The 15,024-nt window shown below is 63.0% G+C and carries 11 protein-coding genes and 1 riboswitch; of the genes, 2 read left to right on the top strand and 9 right to left on the bottom strand.

From position 1 onward, the window contains the following. Positions 1-122: 122 nt before the first annotated feature. The 4 genes from rpmA to IEY62_RS11005 all read right to left on the bottom strand — a co-directional run bounded on the left by rpmA (position 123) and on the right by IEY62_RS11005 (position 6,024). Entirely contained in the window at positions 123-386 is a 264-nt protein-coding gene (gene rpmA, locus IEY62_RS11020; protein WP_003803426.1) for a 50S ribosomal protein L27, read from the bottom strand. Positions 387-448: 62 nt separating this feature from the next. Then, positions 449-757 carry a 50S ribosomal protein L21 gene (gene rplU / locus IEY62_RS11015; RefSeq protein WP_024816904.1) on the bottom strand — a complete coding sequence of 103 codons (309 nt, stop codon included), beginning with the start codon at positions 755-757 and terminating at the stop codon, positions 449-451. A gap of 397 nt (positions 758-1,154) precedes the next feature. Continuing rightward, the gene (gene thiD, locus IEY62_RS11010; protein WP_189017490.1) at positions 1,155-2,672 is read right to left on the bottom strand and encodes a bifunctional hydroxymethylpyrimidine kinase/phosphomethylpyrimidine kinase; all 1,518 of its coding nucleotides are present in this window, start codon (positions 2,670-2,672) and stop codon (positions 1,155-1,157) included. After that, positions 2,663-2,761, bottom strand: a riboswitch (TPP riboswitch). It overlaps the preceding gene by 10 nt. A gap of 86 nt (positions 2,762-2,847) precedes the next feature. Then, positions 2,848-6,024, bottom strand: a complete 3,177-nt coding sequence (locus IEY62_RS11005; RefSeq protein ID WP_189017487.1) for a ribonuclease E/G — start codon at positions 6,022-6,024, stop codon at positions 2,848-2,850. Positions 6,025-6,494: 470 nt separating this feature from the next. Between IEY62_RS11005 and IEY62_RS11000 the strand changes: the two genes are divergently transcribed. Beyond that, on the top strand, positions 6,495-7,166 hold the full coding sequence (locus IEY62_RS11000; protein ID WP_189017484.1) for a vitamin K epoxide reductase family protein: 672 nt from the start codon (positions 6,495-6,497) through the stop codon (positions 7,164-7,166). Positions 7,167-7,243: 77 nt separating this feature from the next. On the opposite strand, the gene ndk is transcribed toward IEY62_RS11000, so the two are convergent. The 4 genes from ndk to ileS are packed head-to-tail and all read right to left on the bottom strand — an operon-like array spanning position 7,244 to position 12,824. Next, positions 7,244-7,663: a nucleoside-diphosphate kinase gene (gene ndk / locus IEY62_RS10995; RefSeq protein WP_189017481.1), complete on the bottom strand. Its 420-nt coding sequence runs from the start codon at positions 7,661-7,663 to the stop codon at positions 7,244-7,246. Positions 7,664-7,705: 42 nt separating this feature from the next. Continuing rightward, positions 7,706-8,158, bottom strand: coding sequence for a DUF4233 domain-containing protein (locus IEY62_RS10990; RefSeq protein ID WP_189017478.1), 453 nt, complete (start codon positions 8,156-8,158; stop codon positions 7,706-7,708). 1 nt (position 8,159) lies between these two features. After that, positions 8,160-9,521, bottom strand: coding sequence for a bifunctional folylpolyglutamate synthase/dihydrofolate synthase (locus tag IEY62_RS10985; RefSeq protein WP_189017474.1), 1,362 nt, complete (start codon positions 9,519-9,521; stop codon positions 8,160-8,162). A 3-nt stretch (positions 9,522-9,524) separates the two neighbouring features. After that, positions 9,525-12,824, bottom strand: a complete 3,300-nt coding sequence (ileS, locus tag IEY62_RS10980) for an isoleucine--tRNA ligase (protein WP_189017471.1) — start codon at positions 12,822-12,824, stop codon at positions 9,525-9,527. Positions 12,825-13,154: 330 nt separating this feature from the next. Here ileS and IEY62_RS10975 point away from each other — a divergent pair, with 330 nt between their 5' ends. Beyond that, on the top strand, positions 13,155-14,189 hold the full coding sequence (locus tag IEY62_RS10975; protein WP_189017468.1) for an endonuclease/exonuclease/phosphatase family protein: 1,035 nt from the start codon (positions 13,155-13,157) through the stop codon (positions 14,187-14,189). Here IEY62_RS10975 and IEY62_RS10970 read toward each other — a convergent pair. Next, positions 14,186-14,965, bottom strand: coding sequence for an SDR family oxidoreductase (locus IEY62_RS10970; RefSeq protein ID WP_189017465.1), 780 nt, complete (start codon positions 14,963-14,965; stop codon positions 14,186-14,188). The two genes, IEY62_RS10975 and IEY62_RS10970, sit on opposite strands and share 4 nt — an antisense overlap. Between the last annotated feature and the right edge of the window lie 59 nt (positions 14,966-15,024).

Genomic DNA, 15,024 nt, shown 5'->3' with positions numbered 1-15,024 from the left:
TGTTGCTGTTGCCAGCGCTGTTGCAAAACCAGTGCGCCCAAGGCGCCCTAGTCGATTGTAATGCGGTTAAAAGAACGGTGGAGCGGGCCGCTTGGCCCGCTCCACCGGTTCAGAACTTGTTGTTACTCTGCAGCTGCAGCAGCAACGATGTTCACTACGCGACGGCCGCGGCGAGTACCGAACTCAACCGCACCGGCCTGCAGGGCGAACAGGGTGTCGTCGCCACCGCGACCGACGCCTGCACCCGGGTGGAAGTGGGTGCCGCGCTGGCGAACGATGATTTCGCCGGCGGAGACTACCTGACCACCGAAGCGCTTGACGCCAAGGTACTGTGCGTTGGAGTCACGACCGTTGCGAGTGGAACTCGCGCCTTTTTTGTGTGCCATGTGAAATGCCTGCCTCTAAATTTCTGGGGAAACTGAAAAACCTGAACAGCGGGTAACGAAAGTTACGCGATGCTGGTGATCTTGATCTTGGTCAGTTCCTGACGGTGACCCTGACGCTTCCGGTAGCCGGTCTTGTTCTTGAACTTCTGAATGACGATCTTCGGACCACGGAGGTCCTCAAGGATCTCAGCCGTAACCTTGACGTTGGCCAGTTCCGCTGCTGCGGAGGTGACCTTCTCGCCGTCAACCAGGAGCAAGGCGGGCAGCTCAAGCGTGCTGCCGGCTCCACCGGGGACGCGGTTAAGCGTTACGTAGTCTCCAACGGAAACTTTTTCTTGGCGGCCGCCTGCGCGGACAATCGCGTACACCACTTGGGTACTCACTTCTCTCGACGTTTATAACTAAATTTGCGTGCGGAACCTGTCACCGGAATCAGGCTGGGTTCGCGCTGTGCCTCAACGCCGTGGACTTCTGTTCGAAGTCCGCGAGTCATCCCATGAACAATTCCAAGGGGCATAACCCAAGTGTTGGCGTAAGCACCGAAGATCAAGATTACGCTAGTTTGACCCTCGGCTGCAAATGAGGCCGGGACCGGAGGCTACCACGTGACTTGCATCACGAGGCGTAACGGACTCTCCCGGCACCGTGCCCATACAGCCTACAGGGTTTGGCGGTAATTAACGTGATCAGGCCAGCGACGCGCGGGAGAAGCCATGCTTTTCATCCGGACCGGTGCTGTTTCAGGCCCTAATGAACAGTCCCGTCATGCTAGGCGTAAAGCCGGGGCGCATCGAAAAATGCCGTCTCGTAGCGGCAGGACTGCCGGAAAGCCTCGAGCATCTCAGCGCGCTCACGCCCGGAAGCTGCAACGGCCGCTCCATCTGTGAAGTTGATCGCCATCCGCGTGGCGGCGGCAAAGTCCTCGTCGGCATACGTCCGCAGCCAGTCCGCGTAGGGATGTCCGGCAGGGGCTCCGGCATCCACGAAGGCGGCATGGAGCTTTTGCCCCACTTCCGCATACAACCAGTAGCACGGAAGGATCGCCGCAAGGAGCACCGCGTAGCTGCCGGATGCCGAGGTGGCCAGCAGATGGTCCACATACGCCTTGGTGACCGGCCCGGTGACGTCCGATGCCTCGCGGGAACTCAACCAGTTCCTGTGCAGTTCCGATTCCACTTCCAGGCACTGCCGTGAGCTTTTGGCCCAGAACAGCTGTTCTTCCTCAGTGGGCGCCAAGGCGCCTGCACGGGCGAGAACCCTGGAATAGCCATTCAAGTAGATGGCATCCTGCGCAAGGTAGTAGCTGAACGCCCACTCCGGCAGCTGCCCCGACTGCAGTTCCTGGATGAAGTTGAGGCCGTGGATTCTCTCAAGCTCCGGGACAGCTTCCTTCCACAAGGTGGTGGCAAATCCCCCGGGCTGGAGGACACGCTGGTGATGGAAGTGGTCCACGGGCCCGTTGCCCCGGCCCACTTCCAGGTTGCCGGCAACCCTGAGTGCTTGGAGCAGCCACGGTTTCACCTCGCGCAATGAGGCCTCCCAGTCACCCGTGCGCGCCTGCACGGTAGCAAGTGCCGACGACAAGGAACATCCTGTGCCGTGGCTGTTCCTGGTCTCGATCCTGGGACCTGCAACTTCGATGACGTCCTGCCGCAACAACCCACTGGTGTTGATCAAGGCGTCGGGACATTCCGAGCCAGCCAGATGACCGCCCTTGACCAATACTGTATTTCCGCATTCAGCCGCCAGGCGCTTGCCCTGCTCCAACGCCGATGCCCAGTCTGTGGCTTCCGGTTCCCCCAGCAGGATGGCAAGCTCGGGCAGGTTGGGCGTGATCAGGTCCGCCAGCGGCAGCAGAGCACGGAGGGCATCTCCGGCGGAGTCGGTGAGCAGGCGGTCACCGCTGGTGGCTACCATCACCGGGTCAAGAACCACGACGGCGGGACGCACCGATTCGAGCCAGCTGCGCACTTCGTCAATAACCGCCGCGTCGCCGAGCATCCCGATCTTGACGGCATCGATCACGATATCGGTGCTGACGGCGTTCAACTGCTGGCGCAGGAACTCCACCGGCGGCACGTGCACACCGCTGACGCCCAGGGTGTTCTGGGCCGTCAAAGCCGTAATGACAGCCATGCCATATCCGCCGTGGGCGGCGATGCTCTTCAGGTCAGCCTGGATTCCGGCTCCCCCGGACGGATCGGAGCCTGCAATGCTCAGTACCCGGGGGGTTTGCCTGCGGTCCGCCGTCAGCGGGTACACAGCGGAAGATGACAATGCGGCCATGGGGACATCCCTTCGCCGGTGCTAACCGGACAGGTTCAACGGGTTTGGATCTCAGCCTGGCCCATCGCCTGGCACCCCGTGTCAGTCCCCCAGCCTAGCGCACCGGCGGACAGCAAAGGGCCCCGCAATTGCCGCTGGTAGCGGAAACTGCGGGGCCCTCCTGCCGTCAAGACAGTTAGAGTTCGGAGGCCGGTACGCCGACCCCCAGGATGATGGGTTCATCCGAGGCCGCTTTCCTGACCGCTTCGGCAGGCGCCTTGGACTCGTGCGCCGATCCCTTCGCGGCCGTGGCAGTTACGTCGTGGTGCTCAACGCTGGTCTCGTTGGCCGCACCCTGGGCCCTGCTTGCGCTGCGGTTCCGCCGGCTACGACGACCCCGAGACGCGGCGGGGGCTTCCTCGACAGCCGGCGCAGCAGCCTTCGCGGCGCCCGCAGCTTTCGGTGACTCCGCAGCTTTCGGTGCCTCCACAGCTTCCGTAGCGTTCCCGACCTCAGACGACGGAGCCGCGCCAAGGTGTGAGAAAGCTTCGGCCAGACGGTCCAGGCTCATGGCCGGTTCGGCTGCCTGCGGCTCGTCGTGGTGCTCAACGAAAGGCAAGGCAACCTCTTCGCCGCCAAAACGCAGCACCGGAGTGGACCGCGCTTCGCGGACGGCTGCGTCGTGGGCCGCTGCTTCCTGCTCCGTCGATGCAGCGGAGACAGACCCGGCGTCGCCATCATGCTCTCCGGCCGCACGGGCTTGCTCTTCTGCTTTGTGGATTTCGTCGTCATGAAGGTGGGCTGCATGCGCGGCCGCAGCAATCGTCGCCAGCGCAGCCCTGGTTGCTTCCGCTTTTGCCTGGCGGGCGGGATCCTGGGTTTCGGTGTGTGCTGCCGGTGCCGCAGGGGTGGACGGCGTCGAGTGGACCTGGGCCGGTGCTTCGACCGTTCCCTGGGTTCCACCCTTGCCACGGCGGCGCTTGCGCTCCGTACGGGCTGTGGGCTGCTGTGCCTCGGCGTGCGGACGGTGCTGTTCGGCGGCCACGACGTTGGCGCGGCGATGTTCAACGGGCTCGTCGTGGGTCACGACACCGCGGCCTGCACAGTGCTCGCATTGCTCGCCGAAGACCTCAAGGAGACCGGTGCCCATGCGCTTGCGGGTCATCTGGACAAGTCCCAGTGACGTTACTTCAGCTACCTGGTGCTTGGTACGGTCGCGGCCCAGGCATTCCACCATGCGGCGGAGGACGAGGTCGCGGTTGGATTCCAGGACCATGTCGATGAAGTCGATGACAATGATGCCGCCGATGTCACGCAGGCGAAGCTGGCGAACGACTTCTTCGGCAGCTTCAAGGTTGTTCTTGGTGACTGTCTCTTCCAGGTTTCCACCACTGCCGGTGAATTTGCCGGTGTTGACGTCCACCACGGTCATGGCTTCGGTACGGTCAATGACCAGCGAGCCACCGGATGGCAGGAAGACCTTGCGTTCCAGGGCCTTGTGGATCTGCTCATCGATGCGCCATGCAGCGAAGATGTCTTGATCCTTGGTCCATTTTTCGAGGCGTCCCACGAGGTCGGGAGCAACATACGTCACGTAGGCCTCGATGGTGTCCCAGGCGTCGTCACCGGAGACGATCAGCTTGGAGAAGTCCTCGTTGAAGACGTCGCGTACAACCTTGATGGTGAGGTCAGGTTCGCCATACAACAGTTCCGGTGCCAGCACCTTGGTGGAGGAAGCTTGCCCTTCGATTCCCTCCCACTGCGCGCGAAGGCGGTTGATGTCGTGGGTCAGTTCTTCTTCCGACGCACCTTCAGCGGCCGTACGGACGATGACTCCGGCGTTTTCCGGCAGACGGTCTTTCAGGATCCGCTTGAGGCGGTTGCGCTCCACGTCCGGCAGCTTGCGGGAGATGCCGGTCATGGATCCACCAGGAACGTACACAAGGTAGCGGCCCGGAAGTGAGATCTGGCTGGTGAGGCGGGCACCCTTGTGGCCTACCGGATCCTTGGTGACCTGGACCAGGACGGAATCGCCCGACTTCAGTGCATTTTCAATCCGGCGGGGCTGGCCCTCAAGGTTGACTGCGTCCCAGTTGACTTCACCGGCGTACAGCACCGCGTTGCGGCCGCGTCCGATATCAACGAAAGCAGCTTCCATGGACGGCAGGACATTCTGGACCTTGCCGAGGTACACGTTGCCGATCAGGGAGTCCTGCTGGGTCTTGGACACAAAGTGCTCGGCAAGAACGCCGTCTTCAAGGACCGCGATCTGGATTCTGTCGTCGCGTTGGCGGACGATCATCTGCCGGTCCACGGACTCGCGGCGTGCCAGGAACTCGGCTTCGGTGATCACCTGGCGACGACGTCCGGTCTCACGGGACTCGCGCCGACGCTGCTTCTTTGCCTCGAGCCTGGTGGAGCCCTTGACGCTGGCGACGCGGTTTGAAGGAGCTGTCTCCGTGATGGGCCGGGGAGCCCGCACGCGGGTTACTGTGTTGGGCGGATCATCATCCGAACCGCCGGTCAGTTCAAGGTCCTGGTCGCCACGGCGGCGACGACGACGGCGACGCGACGTGACGCCTTCTTCGAGGGTTTCGGCTACGGGAGCTTCGTCGTCCCCGGAATCATTGCTGTCGTCAGTGTCGTTCTCGTCGCGTTCAGTACCCCGGCGCCCGCGGCGGCCACGGCTGCGGCGACGACGGCGGCTGCCGCCCTCGTCCAGCTCGCCGTCGGCGCCAGCTTCGGCGTCGTCTTCCGGCTCGTCATCCTTCTCTTCCAGGGCTGCAACGCGCGGGACCGTGGTGAGGTCCGGTGCCTGGAAAATCATGGAGGTGATGGAGACCGGCTCCATGAACAGCGACGTGGCAGCGGTGGGAGCGGCTTCCTCAGCCGGAGCCTCTTCCACAGCCTCGGATTCTTCAGGGGCAGATCCAGCAGCGGCAGGTTCCGCCGGCTGGGAGCCAGCCTCCGGCGTCGTGGTTTCTTCCACGACTTCGGCGATTGCGGGCGCCTCCGCTGCCTCGGCCTTGGGCTTGGCAGTACGACGACGGCGGACCGGCTTTTCGGGGGCGGTTTCAGCGGCGGCTTCGGGCTGGGTTTCGGCAGCGGTTTCCTGGCCGGCGTTCGTTTCATCGCCGAGGCCCGGCAAGGGCTCGGCCGGTTCCACTTTCTTGCGGGAGCGCGTGCGGCGCACGGGCTTGGCTTCGGCCTCGGGAATTTCGGCCACCCCGGGGGCCTCGGCAGTAGGCGTCTCTACGTCTGGAACTGCCTTGGGCGCAGCCTTGCGCCGGGTCCGGGTGGTTTTCTTGGGCGCTTCCGCGGTTTCCGCGGGAGCTGCCTCATCATTAACGGCTACAACCTGGTCATTATCCATATGTGGCAACACTCCTGCCCCAGCGACGCCGCCACATCCGGCGCCCAGAGGGGCAAATATTGTCAAAACCCGCAGGCGTTGACAGAAGTCGGTAGTATACCTTCCGGTTCGCACCATCATTGGGGTGCGGCAGCCCTGGAAGGCCGGCGGCTTAGTTCTGAAACCCGTTGTTCTGCTGCCACAACCAGGTGCCGTCCATTGTTATGGCGGGCCTACCGAGGATCGACGTGATCCGGGCATGCCCAGCTCATACTGGCGGTCTTGGGAACAAGTCACCGGACCGGAATCCGAATGTGGGTCGGCTTCCAGCCATGTTCATTCTCTCACACCCGCGCGACATCGCCCGTTAGGACGCTGTGTCGTCCGGTTCGGGACAAGCTGGGCGCGGCGCCCAGCCAGCGGCGCTAGAATCCTCCCAAGAGACCTCCCCGGCCCGCCGGGGCACAACGTCGAAAAGGATCAGATCCGCGATGCCGAGCACCGCCAGGGAAAACCCTGCCATCAAAACCTCCACCACTGCGGGGGAATCGTCCGCACAGCAGGAGAGGTTGCCGAGGACTGTCCGCGACAAGCCATTCGCCTGGCTCCTGCTGGTCACCGGAGTCATCGGTTGGCTGGCGTCAGGAGCGTTGGTCCTGGAGAAGCTGGAAGTCCTTAAGGACCCCAACCACGTGACGGTCTGCGATGTAAACCCATGGATTTCCTGTGGCGCGGTGATGCAAACACCACAAAGCTCCGTGTTCGGCTTCCCCAACATGTTCATCGGCATCGTCGCCTTTGCCGTCATCATCACCACGGCCATGGGCCTCCTCGCCGGCGCCAGGTTCTCCCGCGGCTACTGGCTTGGACTGCAGGCGGGCGTAACCCTCGGGTTTGCGTTCGTCGTCTGGCTGTGGTCCCAGGCCTTGTACGTCATCAATGTGCTGTGCCCGTTCTGCATGGTGGTGTGGGCCGTCATGATCCCCCTCTTTGTGTGGGTGACCATCCGGAATATCTCCCACGGGGTCATCAAGGCACCGCCAGGCTTGACCAAGTTGCTGGGCGATTCCGGTTGGATCATTGTGGCTCTGCTGTATGTCGCGGTCATCGCCACGATCTTCTTCGCCTTCATCCACGTTTTCGCAGGGACGTCCGGCTACTAAAAGTCTCCGCCAGATGACAGATAAGGCCAATGTTCGCGATGAACATTGGCCTTATCTGCAGTTTCGGTGAGGTGCAGCTAGCTCTGGAACCAGATCTTGATCTCGCGCTCGGCCGAATCAATGGAATCGGAACCGTGGACGAGGTTCTGCTGGACCGCCAGGCCCCAATCGCGGCCAAAGTCGCCACGGATGGTGCCCGGAGCCGCCGTCGTCGGATCCGTTGTTCCAGCCAGTGACCGGAAGCCTTCGATGACACGGTGGCCCTCGAAAACGGCAGCGATGACAGGTCCGCTCAGCATGAACTCGACCAGCGGCTCGTAGAAGGGCTTGCCCACGTGTTCCTCGTAGTGCTGCTCCAGCAGCTCACGGGTGGCGTTGACCTTCTTCAGCTCAACCAGGGTGTAGCCCTTGGCCTCGATGCGGGCGAGGATGCTGCCGCCCAGGTTGCGGGCCACGCCGTCGGGCTTGACCAGGACAAGGGTCCGTTCAGTGCTCACAGTTGCTCCAATGTGATGTGTTCGGTGGTTTTCCCAGCCAGTTTACGGGGTTTGCGGGCCTGTTTCTTCACTGTGGGCAGCGTCCCATTCAGCCTGTTCACGGTCCCGCTGGGCCACCTCGCGGTCGATCCTCATGCCGGCACGGATCCCGTACCACCAGCAAATAGCGAACAGGATGCCGACAATGAACATCATGGGTTCGGCCAATCCCGTCAGGATCAGCACTACCTGCAGCACCCAGCCAAGGGCGATGCCCCACGGCTTGGACAGCACGGCACAGGCAAGGACAAGCACCACGCTCAGGGCAATTCCGACGCCCAGGATGATGCCCGGATCGACTTCGCCGCGCTTCAGGCCGAACACGGCCAAGGTGCCGAAGAAGGCTACAAAGGCTTCGAGCAGCAGCACCGTGGACGCGAACATCACTTTGGTGGACCGGCGCTTCTTCGGCATGCCGGGACGCCATTCGCGCTGCGCTTTGGTCATTTTCGCCATGCTAGGCACTCGCCTTTCCCAGCAGGATCCGGGCCTCGGCCACCACCGTGATGGAGCCTGTCACCAGGACACCACCGGCGAGGTCATCGTTTGATTCGGCCCGCTCAACCGCCCACTCAATGGCGTCGTCGAGCTTTTCGGCGATGTGGACGTTGTCCTCGCCAAAGCCAAGATCCACCGCCAGCTCTGCGAGTTCTCCGGCCGGAACTGCACGGGCCGAGTTGGATTGCGTGAAACAGAACTCCTCGGCGAGTCCACCAAGGGATTCCTTTAGCGTCTTCAGGATCTCCTCGGCATCTTTCTCGCGCAGGACCCCAACCACCACCACCAGTTTGCTGAAGGTGAAGGCCTCCTGGATTGCCTCCGCCGTGACACGAATGCCGTCCGGGTTATGGGCCGCGTCAACCACCACAGTGGGCGCGGTCCTCACGACTTCCAGCCGGCCAGGTGATGTCACGGTGCCGAATGCTTCCTTGAGTACCTCGGCGTCCAGTTCCTTCTCTCCCCCGCCAAAGAAAGCCTCGAGGGCAGCCACGGCAACGGCGGCGTTCTCGGCCTGGTGGGCACCGTGCAACGGCAGCAGAAGGTCCTCGTAGCGCCCGGCAAGTCCCTGGATGGTCAGGACCTGGCCCCCCACAGCCACGCTGCGGGATTCAACACCGAACTCAACGCCCTCGAAGCGGAAAGGCACGTCAACTTCCCGTGCTTTTTCCAGCAGGACCTGCGCCGCGTCCACTGGCTGGGCCGCACTTACCAGGAAGCCACCGGCCTTGATGATTCCGGCTTTCTCGTAGGCGATGTCCTCGGTGGTCTCACCCAGGAGGTCCGTGTGGTCCAGCGAGATCGGCGTGATGACCGAGACCTGGCCGTCTCCGACGTTGGTGGCATCAGTGATGCCGCCCAATCCGACTTCAATCACTGCGACATCCACCGGCTGGTCCGCGAACACCGCGAAACCAAGGATGGTCAGGCACTCGAAGTACGTCAGCCGGGGCTGGTTGTCCGCAACGAGTTCGTTGTCCACGATTTCCAGATAGGGACGGATTTCGTCCCAGATGCGAACGAACGTCGCGTCCGGTACCGGCTCACCGTCAATGCTGATGCGCTCCGTGACCTTGGACAGGTGCGGGCTGGTGTAGCGGCCGGTGCTGAGTCCGTGGGCGCGCAAACCAGCTTCGATCATGCGGGCAGTGGATGTTTTGCCGTTGGTGCCAGTGATGTGGATGATCGGGAAGGCCTTGTTCGGCTCACCCAGCACGTCCATGGCACGGAAGAGCGGGGCAAGACGTGGTTCCATCTTGTTTTCCGGCGCCCGGCCAAGCAGTTCGGCGTAGACGCTTTCAACGGAAAATTCGTCAGTCATGGTTCAGGCCCCTGCCTTTGCAACGGTAACCTGCGGTTCATCGACGCTGGCCAGCAGAACCTCCAGTTCCAGTGTCAGTGTTTCGGTCTTCACCAGTTCGGCGTTCGCTTCCAGCGCGTCCACTACGTCCTGGGCAGCTGCCACGGAGGTCCGGATGCGGTCGCTGACATTGAACCCGGCATCCTTGCGGGCCTGCTGGATGGCGCGGACCATGTCGCGGGCCAGTCCTTCGGCGGCAAGTTCGGGAGTGACCTCGGTGTTGAGGACTACGAATCCGCCACCCGGAAGCACCGCAACCGATGCTGAACCGCCGTCGGCCGATTCCGAGACCACCGTTTCCAGCGTGTATTCCTGCGGCTCAAGTTCCAAGCCACCGGCCACAACGACGCCGTCCTCGTTGACGGACCAATCCCCCGATTTGGAGCCCTTGATGGCCTGCTGGACATTCTTGCCGAGCCGCGGCCCGGCGGCCCGGGCGTTGACCACAAGTTTCTGCTCGATTCCGAACTCCTCGGGCGACGCCGTAGCGGCATCCAGCAGCCGCACCGACCGCAGGTTCAGTTCATCGGCGACGACGGCGGCAAAGCCTTCCAGCGCGTCCGCACCAGGTGCCACCACAGTCAGCTCCTGCAATGGCAGGCGGACGCGCAGGTTCGCTGCCTTGCGGAGGCTGGAGCCGGTGGAGCAGATCTGCTGCACGCGATCCATGGACTCAACCAGGGCCGGGTTGGACGGGAACAGCGAAGCCTCAGGCCAGTCAGCCAAGTGTACGGAACGGCCACCGGTCAGGCCACGCCAGATCTCTTCGGTCACCAGTGGCAACAACGATGCCGACACGCGGCACACAGCTTCCAAAGCGGTGTACAACGCATCAAAGGCGTCGACGTTCTCGTCGAAGAAGCGCTGGCGGCTGCGCCGGACGTACCAGTTGGTGAGCATGTCCAGGTAGCTGCGCAGCTCGTCACAGGCCCCGGAGATGTCGTAGCTGTCCAGGCTTGCTGTGACCTTGCGGACCAAGTCACCGGTGTTCGCCATCAGGTACTGGTCAAGGGTGTCGGCGTAGCCGTCATAGCGCAGCTTGGCCTCGTACCCGGCCCCTCCGTTGGCGGCGTTCGTGTACAGAGTGAAGAAGCTGTACACATTCCACAGCGGCAGGATGACCTGCCGGACGCCGTCGCGGATGCCCTGCTCGGTGACGATCAGGTTCCCGCCACGGAGGATGGGGCTGGACATGAGGAACCAGCGCATGGCATCGGAGCCATCGCGGTCCAGTACTTCGGAGACGTCCGGGTAGTTCCGCAGGCTCTTGGACATCTTCTGTCCGTCGGAGCCCAGGACGATTCCGTGGCTGATGACGTTACGGAACGCCGGGCGGTCAAACAATGCCGTGGACAGGATATGGAGCATGTAGAACCAGCCACGGGTCTGTCCGATGTACTCCACGATGAAGTCGGCGGGGTTGTGGGTGTCGAACCACTCCTGGTTTTGGAACGGATAGTGCACCTGCCCGTACGGCATGGAACCGGAGTCGAACCAGACGTCCAACACGTCTTCGACGCGGCGCATGGTGGACTGGCCCTCTGCCGGCGAACGGGGGTCGTCCGGGTTGGGGCGGGTCAGTTCGTCGATGAACGGACGGTGAAGATCCACCTGTCCTTCATTGTTGACGGGCAGGCGACCGAAGTCGGCTTCCAAGTCCGCCAGCGAGCCGTAAACGTCCGTGCGCGGGTATTCGGGGTCGTCCGACTGCCACACCGGGATGGGCGAGCCCCAGTAGCGGTTTCGGCTGATGGACCAGTCGCGGGCGTTGTCCAGCCACTTGCCGAACTGGCCGTCCTTGACGTTCCCGGGGATCCAGTTGATCTCCTGGTTCAGCTCGGACATGCGGTCCTTGAATTTGGTCACCTCCACATACCAGGAGGACACCGCGCGGTAGATCAGCGGGTTACGGCAGCGCCAGCAGTGCGGGTAACTGTGCTCGTAGCTTGCCTGGCGGACCAAGCGACCGTCAGCGCGCAGGACCTGGGTGATGGGCTTGTTGGCGTCGAAGACCTGCAGCCCGACGATGGATGCCAGCTCGCCATGGGCGAACAGCGGCAGGAACTTCGCGCCCTCGTCCACGGACAGGACCACAGGGATACCGGCCTCTTCACAGACCTTCTGGTCATCTTCACCATAGGCAGGAGCCTGGTGGACGATGCCCGTGCCGTCGGTGGTGGTCACATAATCGGCCACCAGGAAACGCCAGGCGTTCTGCGTCCCGTACTTCTCGGCATCGGCAAAGTCGTTCCACAGAGGCTGGTATTCGAGGCCTTCGAGCTCGGCACCGCTGTGAGTGGAAACGACCGCGGCAGTCGCGGCAGCGGCGTCGTCGTACCCCAGGTCCTTGGCGTACGAACCAAGGAGGTCCGCTGCCAGCAGGAAGCTGCCCGTCACCGGAGCTTCAGCGGAAGCGGCCTTGACGCCGTTGGGCCCTGCAGGCAGGACCGCGTAGGAGATCTCCGGCCCGACGGCGAGCGCAAGGTTGGTGGGCAGGGTCCACGGTGTGGTGGTCCATGCGAGCGCCTGGACGCCTTCGAGTTCCGTGGAGAGCGCGGAGTCGCCGGCCTTGATGGGGAAGGTGACCGTAACGGTCTGGTCCTGGCGGTTCTTGTAGACGTCGTCGTCCATGCGGAGTTCATGGTTGGACAGCGGTGTCTCGTCCTTCCAGCAGTACGGGAGGACGCGGTAGCCGTTGTAGGTCAGGCCTTTTTCATGCAGCTGCTTGAAGGCCCAGAGGACTGACTCCATGTACTCGACGTTGAGGGTCTTGTAGTCGTTCTCGAAGTCCACCCAGCGGGCCTGGCGGGTGACGTAGGCCTTCCACTCGTTGGCGTACTTCATGACGGAGGCCCGGCAGGCGTCGTTGAACTTGTCGATGCCCATGGCTTCGATCTGGGTCTTGTCCGTCATTCCCAGTTGCTTCATGGCTTCGAGTTCAGCCGGCAGGCCGTGCGTGTCCCAACCGAAGCGGCGTTCTACGCGCTTGCCGCGCTGGGTCTGGTAGCGGCCAACCAGGTCCTTGGCGTAACCGGTCAGCAGGTGGCCGTAGTGCGGCAGTCCGTTGGCGAAGGGAGGGCCGTCGTAGAAGACGAATTCGTTGCTGCCGTCCGTGCCCGCATCCCGTTGGTCGATGCTGGCTTGGAAGGTGCCGTCTTCATCCCAGTATTTGAGGATGCGCTCTTCGATTTCCGGGAACTTCACGGAGGCGGACACGCCAGGCGTGCCGGACGAAGACGCTGAGGCCTTGGGGTAGTGGGTCATCTCATATCCTGTGATAGCTGGTTGACTGTCAGGATGCGAGGACGGCGTCTGTGCTGCCTGTCGGCTGCGCAGGTACCGCGGTACCACCTCACTTACCGGAACGTGCTGTTCCGGCCTCTCATTACTGCTGTGACGGGCTTACCCGTCCGGTTCTACTGGGCACTGATTGCCGGTCAAGGCATTCGGTGCTGTTCTTCCGGAGGCTCACCGGTGATGGCCGGGTCAACGCTGGTGCTTTCAGTCTAGCGGCAGCCGGGCCTTCTGCTCCACTCGCAGAGTCATCCCTGAGGAGGACGGTCCCGGGCGGGAGGGCTGCATAGACTCGGGACCATGTCCAACCCCGCTGCTGTCCTCCCCGTCGCCGGCAAGGCACAACGTCGGCCTTCCCTTGCATGGACCGTGTTCGCGCTCCTCTTCGCGGTGCCAACGGCGGGCCTTTCCTTGTTCCGCGCAATTCCCGCAGAGTGGCCTCTACCTGTAGTCCAGCTGTTGGCGTTCACGCCGTGGCTGGTCATCCCGGCTGCCATAGCCCTGCTCTTCGCCGGGGTGGGGCGGAGGATCTGGGTCGTCATCGCGACGACGGTCCTGCTGGTGGCCCAGCTGTTCTGGCTTTTTCCGCTGGACGCCGGGAAGCCCGTGGGGCCGCCCGCGGGAACAGCCACCATTCCGGTGAAGGTCATGAGCCTGAATACCGAATACGGGGAGGCGGATGCGTCGACCATTGTGGAGCTGGTACGCGGGAACGGTATCCAGATCCTGGTGCTGCAGGAACATACCCAGAGCCTGGAAGACAGCCTTCACGCCGCCGGCTTGGAGGAACTCCTTCCGAACCGTGTGAGCGAACCCAGGGATGACGCCGGCGGTGGCGCGGTGTATTCGGCGTTCCCCCTTGAGCCGGACGGACTGCTTCCGGATACACCGTTCCATATGGCCGTCACCAGGGTGCTCGTGGCCGATGCACAGACTGGCAGCAGGTCGGCCTTGGAGCTGACCAACGTCCACGCCCTTCCGCCTGTGGACGAGAGGATCGAACAGTGGCGGAGCGACCTCGTCACCATCGGCCGGCAGGCTTCAAGCCCCGGGAACCACGTGCTGATGGGCGACTTCAATTCCTCCTATGACCACCACGAGTTCCGGACGCTGTTGGAATCCGGCCCCGGCGACGGCACGTTGGTTGATGTTGGCACGGCCACAGGCGGGCGGTTCTCCCCCACGTGGCCGATGGAAGGGATGGCACTTCCAGGAACAATCCTTGACCATGTGGTCACCTCGCCACGGATCGGCAGCAGCGGCTACATGGTCCGGAAGGTTCCCGGCTCGGACCACGCAGCCGTGCTCGCCACCCTGGCTGTACCCGCAGGCTAGTCCTGTTTGCGGATCAACTTGTGGTTGGCTGCCTGGGCTACCGGGCGAACCACGATTTGGTCCAGGTTGATGTGGTGCGGAAGTGTGACCGCGTACTTGACGACGTCGGCAACGTCTTCGGCTGTCAGGGGCTTCTCCACGCCGGCGTAGACCTTGGCTGCTGCCTCTTTGTCTCCAAGCCTGTTCAGTGCGAATTCCTCTGTGTACACCAGACCGGGGGCCACTTCAATGACACGGACGTTATTGCCCACCTCTTCAAGGCGCAGCGCGTTGGTCATGGCGTGCTGGGCAAATTTCGCGGCGTTGTAGCCACCGCCGCCTTCATAGGCGGACAGCCCGGCCGTCGAGGTGAGATTAAGGACTGTTCCCTCGCCGTTTTCGCGCAGCATCGGCAGGAAGGCGCGGGTGATTTTCATGGTGCCCAGTACGTTCACCTGGTACATCCATTCCCAGTCTTCGGTGTCAGCGTTCGCAATGGTGTCAGCGCCCCGGGCGCCGCCGGCGATGTTGATCAGCGTGTCAGCACCTCCGGCTTTGGTGACAGCCGCGAGCAAGGCCGCGACGTCGTCGTCGTTGGTGATGTCTGCCGGGAAGGGCACGGCGCCGGTTTCGGCACCCAGGGCACCGAGCCTGTCAGCTCTGCGCGCTACGGCGAAGACCTGCCATCCCGTGGCTGCCAAGGCCCTTACGGTGGCCTCGCCGATGCCGGTGCTGGCCCCGGTTACCACGGCCGTCTTGTTCTGTCCTGCGGGGATATTGTGCGCTGCCAAAGTCATGTCACTACCCTATCGGGGGCGCAAGGTCCCACGGCGGCAGGTTGTCACGCCAGGCCATG

The sequence above is a fragment of the Paenarthrobacter histidinolovorans genome, from assembly GCF_014647595.1.
Lineage (GTDB): Bacteria > Actinomycetota > Actinomycetes > Actinomycetales > Micrococcaceae > Arthrobacter > Arthrobacter histidinolovorans.
The sequence above is the reverse complement of the archived record's forward strand: the minus strand, read 5'-3'. Positions and strand labels throughout refer to the sequence as shown.

Coding starts and splice junctions, on each gene's coding strand:
- IEY62_RS11000 (WP_189017484.1), top strand. CDS start 6,495: ATGCCGAGCACCGCCAGGGAAAACCCTGCCATCAAAACCTCCACCACT.
- IEY62_RS11005 (WP_189017487.1), bottom strand. CDS start 6,024: ATGGATAATGACCAGGTTGTAGCCGTTAATGATGAGGCAGCTCCCGCG.
- IEY62_RS10985 (WP_189017474.1), bottom strand. CDS start 9,521: ATGACTGACGAATTTTCCGTTGAAAGCGTCTACGCCGAACTGCTTGGC.
- rpmA (WP_003803426.1), bottom strand. CDS start 386: ATGGCACACAAAAAAGGCGCGAGTTCCACTCGCAACGGTCGTGACTCC.
- IEY62_RS10970 (WP_189017465.1), bottom strand. CDS start 14,965: ATGACTTTGGCAGCGCACAATATCCCCGCAGGACAGAACAAGACGGCC.
- thiD (WP_189017490.1), bottom strand. CDS start 2,672: ATGGCCGCATTGTCATCTTCCGCTGTGTACCCGCTGACGGCGGACCGC.
- ileS (WP_189017471.1), bottom strand. CDS start 12,824: ATGACCCACTACCCCAAGGCCTCAGCGTCTTCGTCCGGCACGCCTGGC.
- IEY62_RS10975 (WP_189017468.1), top strand. CDS start 13,155: ATGTCCAACCCCGCTGCTGTCCTCCCCGTCGCCGGCAAGGCACAACGT.
- IEY62_RS10990 (WP_189017478.1), bottom strand. CDS start 8,158: ATGGCGAAAATGACCAAAGCGCAGCGCGAATGGCGTCCCGGCATGCCG.